Source organism: Nitrospirota bacterium (genome assembly GCA_035873375.1).
In the GTDB taxonomy this organism is placed as follows: domain Bacteria; phylum Nitrospirota; class Thermodesulfovibrionia; order Thermodesulfovibrionales; family JdFR-85; genus BMS3Bbin07.
Genome location: JAYWMQ010000027.1, coordinates 89,133 through 95,132, shown reverse-complemented (window position 1 = coordinate 95,132; position 6,000 = coordinate 89,133). Strand labels below are relative to the sequence as shown.

Below are 6,000 nucleotides of genomic sequence, written 5' to 3'. Positions count from 1 at the left end.
CCGTCCGCCACTAATTCCGCATTCAACCGAAGTTTAATGCGGAATCCGTTCGACTTGCATGTGTTAAGCACGCCGCCAGCGTTCGCTCTGAGCCAGGATCAAACTCTCATCTTTTTCCTTTGCTCTTCTTGTTTCTCTTTTAAATCAACGGGACCTGCTTTTTAGTTCTCAAAGAACAATAATAAAACTCTATAACTTTCTACATTATGGACAAAACAAAGGTCAGCAGGACAAAAGAATCCTTCTTGTAGATAATTTGATTTATTTTTTTTGATCCCCGCGATACCTCCGGGAATCCTGGGCCTCTGAGGCTCTTCTCTAAGTGGGTGTCTTGGTAAATGTTTCAGGCTTTCCCTCCAGCCTTTTAGAGCTTTCAGGCCTTGCACACCACATTTACCGCTGACTCCCAGACTTGGGATGTTCTCTCGAGCCCCTAACAAACCCTCATTATGGTATCGCGGAGAAAGCGAGCAGCTTCATCAAATAATACCCTTCAAAGAACTTCACTTCTTCCTCTTTCTAATTATAGAATACACCCAATCGTTAAATAAGTCAAGGGATTAAATTAACATATTTGGGCAGATAAAGTCAAATTATATATACAAAACTGCCCTTCTCTTATAAAATCATGCAAAAGCGCTTGAAATTATTACTTATCAACCTGCTGCCAGACGGGCAAAGGAGAGTAACGGAGATGGATAGATACCTATAAATATAACCACAAGTGTGGTTATAAGGAGTGCAAGACCAAGGGAGGGGGAGAGGGAAAGGGTAACAGCCTCCCCTTCAGGCTCAAGCATATACATATACATTACTACCCTGAGATAGAAGTAAGCGGAAATCGCACTGAATATGACGGCAACTACTGCAAGCCATATGTACCCGGCACCAATAACGGCCTTAAAGAGATAAAACTTCCCTATAAACCCGGCTGTCGGGGGAATCCCTGTAAGAGAAAACATAAATACAAGCATCATGGCGGCTGCAAGGGGATGGGTCCGGGCAAGTCCCTTAAAATCCTCAAGCGCCTCTCCCTGGAACCCCTCGCTCCTGAGCATTATAATCACTGCAAAGGCACCTATATTCATAAAAGCATAAATAAAGAGATAGTTCATCATGGCAGCGATCCCCTCTGTACCGCCCACAATAATCCCGAGAACAGCATACCCTGCATGTGCCACAGAGGAGTAGGCAAGCATCCTCTTTATATTGCTCTGCTGTATGGCTATTATATTGCCAACCGCCATTGTCAGTATGCTCAAAACAATCAATATGCCGGTCCAGTCTGCACTAAGCGGGCCAAAGCCTGTCAAAAAGACCCTTCCAAAGGCTGCAAAGCCGGCAGCCTTTGGCCCCACAGACATAAAGGCGGTGATAGATGTCGGTGCACCCTCGTATACATCAGGTGCCCACATATGAAAGGGTGCAAGTGCTACCTTGAACCCAAAGGCAACCATAAGGAATATGATTGACAGGAGCAGGGGGGTGTTGAGCCCCGATTCCGCCACCGCTGCCCCTATGAGAGAGATATCCGTTGTACCCGTCAGCCCGTAAATCATCGTTATCCCGTAAAGGAGCAGGGCAGATGAAAACGCTCCAAGGAGGAAATACTTGAGGGCTGCCTCATTACTCCTTATGTCATGACGGATAAAACCGGCAAGCACATAGGTACTGAGAGCCATTAATTCAAGGCCCAGATACAGCACTATCAGGTCTCCTGCAGAGGCCATTATCATCATCCCAAGGGTTGAAAACATGATAAGGGCATAATACTCGCCGTGGTTTGCCTTCTCAATCACAAGATATCTTGTTGAAAGCAGGACGGTAAGGATCAGATTTATGAAGAAGATAAACTTAAAAAAGGCACTGTATCCGTCTGATATAAACATCCCCCCGAACGCCTTGCCAAAAGACTGCGGGATATAGTAGGCAGCAACGGCAACTGATATAATGCTCAGGAGACCGACTGTCTCCTTTTTCCTGATAACAAGCTCAACCAGGAGAACCAGGAGGGCAGAAGCTGCTATGATAATCTCGGGCAGAAGCGGCCAGATAGTAGATATGTCCATATCAATAACCTCCGGTCAGGCCCTTGATCGCCATCATGGTATCTGATACACCATAATTGACTCTCTCGAGCAGATGATTTACACTCACATGCATAAAGCTCAGGAATGTATCGGGATAAATACCGATCCAGAACACAAAAACCGATAGAGACAGAAGGGGCAGAGCCTCCCTCAGTCCCATTGGCTCAATCCGGGCTATATTTTCATTTACTTCATTGAAAAAGACCCTCTGATATAGCCAGAGCATGTATCCGGCACCAATTATAATGCCCGTGGCTGCAAGGACACCAACAAGCTTTTTCGCCTTAAATCCTCCAAGGATGACCAGAAACTCACTGATAAAACCATTAAGACCCGGAAGCCCTATCGAGGCAAGAGTAAAGAGCATAAAAAATCCGGCATACACTGGCATAACACTGGCAAGCCCTCCATAGTCCACTATCTCCCTTGAGTGGGTCCGGTCATAGACTATCCCGACACAGAGGAAGAGCGCCCCGGTTATAATCCCGTGGTTTATCATATAGAGTATCCCTCCTTCCATGCCCTGGGAGTTGAGGGTAAAGATACCAAGGGTTACAAAACCCATATGACTGACAGAGCTGTAGGCAATTAACCTCTTCAGGTCAGTCTGTGCAAAACAGACGAGCCCGCCGTAAATAATGGCAACTACCGAGAGACCAAGCATCACTGGTGTCATTGCCCTTGCTGCATCGGGAAAGAGGGGAAGGGAGAATCTTAAAAAACCATACGCTCCCATCTTTATGAGGATTGCTGCAAGTATCACACTTCCAGCAGTCGGGGCCTCGGTATGGGCATCAGGCAGCCATGTATGAAAGGGAAACATGGGAACCTTAACGGCAAACGCGGCAAAAAATGCCCAGAAGAGCCAAAACTGCAGGTTAAAAGGCAACGCCATCTGCGAGAGTTCAAGGATATTAAACGTCCCTCCCTTGAGATAGAGGACGATAATACCGATAAGCATAAAGATACTTCCCACCAGAGTGAAAAGGAAGAATTTTATCGCTGCATAGACCCTCCTCGGACCTCCCCATACCCCGATTATGAGAAACATGGGGATCAGCATCGCCTCCCAGAAGATGTAAAAGAGAAAGAAATCAAGGGAGCAGAAGACCCCGATCATGGCACCTTCAATCAACAGAAGGGAGACATAGAATTCCTTTACCTTTATCTTGATCGAGTTCCACGAGATAAGGACACAGAGGATCGTGATCAGGGCACTCAGAAGGACAAAGAGGACGCTTATTCCGTCAACACCAACATAATATTCCACACCCCAGTCAGGTATCCAGGACTTACGTTCCACGAACTGCATCATATATGTTGTCTTGTCGAATTCCGTAAAGAGTGGGAGTGAGAGCACCAGGGTAAGGGTGCTGAAGATCAGCGCAGTCCACTTCACAACACCCTCCTGATTCCTTCCTATAAGGAGCATGAGCAGTCCACCAAAAACCGGCAGGAAAATAAGCGTTGAAAGCACCGGGTATCCTATTTCCATTTATCCATTCCCCATATTATTTGTCATTATTCATTTCTCATTTACCATTTTTTACCTGTCAATCGCCATTTGTCATTTGCACACTATTTAATGATAACTATAAAGGCTATTGCCAATATCAGAAATAACCCGAGGGCCATCATTGTACCATAACCCTGCAGCAGACCATTCTGAATCCTTCTGACCTTTGCCCCAAACCAGTTAATAAGCGCCGGCACCCCGTTTACTATCCCTTCAATGATGACACCGTCAGTCAGTCCGACCAGCACATATTTTGAGAACAACATGGTTGGACGCACCACGATCAGGTTATATATCTCATCCACATAGTACTTGTTATATAACAATTTATATACAAGGCCATATCTCCGCGCAAGGCTTACCGGTATTTCCCGCCTTTTTATATAAAAGAGCCACGCAACAGCTATGCCAACCACGGCTATAGCTACGGAAAATGTCATTACCATGGCCTCTGTTGAGTGAGACGCCTCTATCTCGGGATGTCCCAGAACCGGTTTCATAAACTCCGCAAACCAGTTTGCGTATTCACCCCCCGTGATTGACGATATAATCGGGGGGATACCTATCCAGCCCGCTGCAATTGCACCAATGCTGAGTATGATCAGCGGTACTGTCATCGTAGCTGGAGACTCATGCAGGTGGTGTTTCTGTTCCTCCGTCCCCCTGAATTCTCCATGAAAGGTAAGGTATATAAGCCTGAACGAGTAAAACGCCGTAAGCACAGCAGCCAGTGTACCGAGGGCCCAGACAATCCTCCCAACACTTCCTCCGTTATATGCCATCCATAGTATCTCATCCTTGCTGAAAAATCCGGCAAACGGAGGGATTCCCGAGATACTCAAAGAGGCAAGCAGCATGGCAACATAAGTTACAGGCATATATTTTTTAAGGCCTCCCATCTTCTGCATGTTAACCTCTCCTCCCATGGCATGCATAACGCTGCCTGCACAGAGGAAGAGCAGGGCCTTGAAAAAGGCATGTGTATAGAGATGGAAGATACCTGCACCATAGGCACCGACACCACAGGCTATGAACATATATCCGAGCTGGCTTATGGTGGAGTATGCTATCACCCGCTTTATATCATTCTGAACAAGGGCTATGGTTGCTGCAAACAGGGCAGTTATAGCCCCAACCACGGCAACAACACCCAAGGCAACAGGAGAGAGACTGAAGATGGGATTGAGCCTCGCCACCATAAAGACACCTGCCGTGACCATTGTAGCAGCATGGATAAGTGCACTGACAGGGGTGGGGCCTTCCATGGCATCAGGCAGCCAGACATGAAGCGGAATCTGTGCAGACTTGCCTACTGCCCCACAGAAGAGCAGGAGGGCAATCAGGGTTATGAGATTAATCTGCATGCCGAGGATATTTATGGATTGGGCTGCCATGCTTCCTGCACCTTCAAATACAGGGATGTAAGCAAGGGTGCCAAAGGTAAGAAAGACCATGATAACACCAAGGCCAAAACCAAAGTCACCAAACCTGTTGACAATAAATGCCTTCTTTCCCGCATTTGAGGCTGATTTCTTCTCATACCAAAACCCTATCAAGAGATACGAACAGAGCCCGACTGCCTCCCAGCCAAAATATAACTGGAGAAAATTGTTTGCCGTCACAAGCATGAGCATGGAAAAGGTAAAGAGGCTCAGGTATGCATAGAACCTGTAATAACCAGGGTCTTCCTGCATATACCCAATTGAATAAACATGGACGAGAAAACTGACGGATGTAACCACTATAAGCATGACCACCGTCAGCTGATCAATCAGAAAACCTATGGATACCTTAAAGTTTCCGGAGACTATCCAGACATACAGGTCCTCATTGAGGGTCTTGCCAGAGAGGACATCCAGGAGAACCATTACAGAGACCACAAGGGAGCCTGCTACAGCAAGTGTTGACGGCCAGTGTGCCTGCCTCCTTACTATTTTCTTACCGAGCAGCAGGTTAAAGAAAAAGGCCCCGAGCGGCATTAAAGGTATCAGTAAGTAATATTGCATAATCTCCTCATCTGATTGACAATCGACAATTGACAATCTTCAATTTCTATCATCCCTTCATCTCCGCGATTTCATCCGCATGCAGGGTGGCCTTGTTTCTGAACATGGCGATTATAATGGCCAGTCCAATAGCTGCCTCTGCAGCGGCAACGGCTATTACAAAGAAGACGAGTATCTGGCCTCTGAGGTCCTGCATGTAATGACTCAGGGCAACAAGGGATATATTTACACCATTCAGCATCAATTCTATGGATAAAAACATGATTATGATATTACGCCTTGCAAGAAAACCGAACACACCTATTGCAAAGACCACACTGCCAAGCCATAGATACCAGTATAAAGGCACCATATACAAACCTCCACTTTATCCTGCTGTTTGACGTTA

Annotated in this window: 4 protein-coding genes and 1 rRNA gene; all 5 read right to left on the bottom strand. The window is 46.4% G+C overall.

Translation table 11 applies throughout. The features are described from left to right. A 16S ribosomal RNA gene (locus tag VST71_06310) occupies positions 1-114 on the bottom strand; the annotation flags it as partial. A gap of 542 nt (positions 115-656) precedes the next feature. Further along, complete coding sequence (locus VST71_06305) at positions 657-2,069, bottom strand: NADH-quinone oxidoreductase subunit N (protein ID MEC4685325.1); 1,413 nt, start codon at positions 2,067-2,069, stop codon at positions 657-659. A gap of 1 nt (position 2,070) precedes the next feature. Beyond that, positions 2,071-3,585: an NADH-quinone oxidoreductase subunit M gene (locus tag VST71_06300; protein ID MEC4685324.1), complete on the bottom strand. Its 1,515-nt coding sequence runs from the start codon at positions 3,583-3,585 to the stop codon at positions 2,071-2,073. A gap of 83 nt (positions 3,586-3,668) precedes the next feature. After that, complete coding sequence (gene nuoL / locus VST71_06295) at positions 3,669-5,612, bottom strand: NADH-quinone oxidoreductase subunit L (protein ID MEC4685323.1); 1,944 nt, start codon at positions 5,610-5,612, stop codon at positions 3,669-3,671. Positions 5,613-5,661: 49 nt separating this feature from the next. After that, on the bottom strand, positions 5,662-5,964 hold the full coding sequence (gene nuoK, locus VST71_06290) for an NADH-quinone oxidoreductase subunit NuoK (protein ID MEC4685322.1): 303 nt from the start codon (positions 5,962-5,964) through the stop codon (positions 5,662-5,664). Between the last annotated feature and the right edge of the window lie 36 nt (positions 5,965-6,000).

What these genes read in the sequence shown, in the direction of transcription:
- VST71_06305 (MEC4685325.1), bottom strand. Translation starts at nt 2,069, where the DNA reads ATGGACATATCTACTATCTGGCCGCTTCTGCCCGAGATTATCATAGCA.
- VST71_06300 (MEC4685324.1), bottom strand. Translation starts at nt 3,585, where the DNA reads ATGGAAATAGGATACCCGGTGCTTTCAACGCTTATTTTCCTGCCGGTT.
- nuoL (MEC4685323.1), bottom strand. Translation starts at nt 5,612, where the DNA reads ATGCAATATTACTTACTGATACCTTTAATGCCGCTCGGGGCCTTTTTC.
- nuoK (MEC4685322.1), bottom strand. Translation starts at nt 5,964, where the DNA reads ATGGTGCCTTTATACTGGTATCTATGGCTTGGCAGTGTGGTCTTTGCA.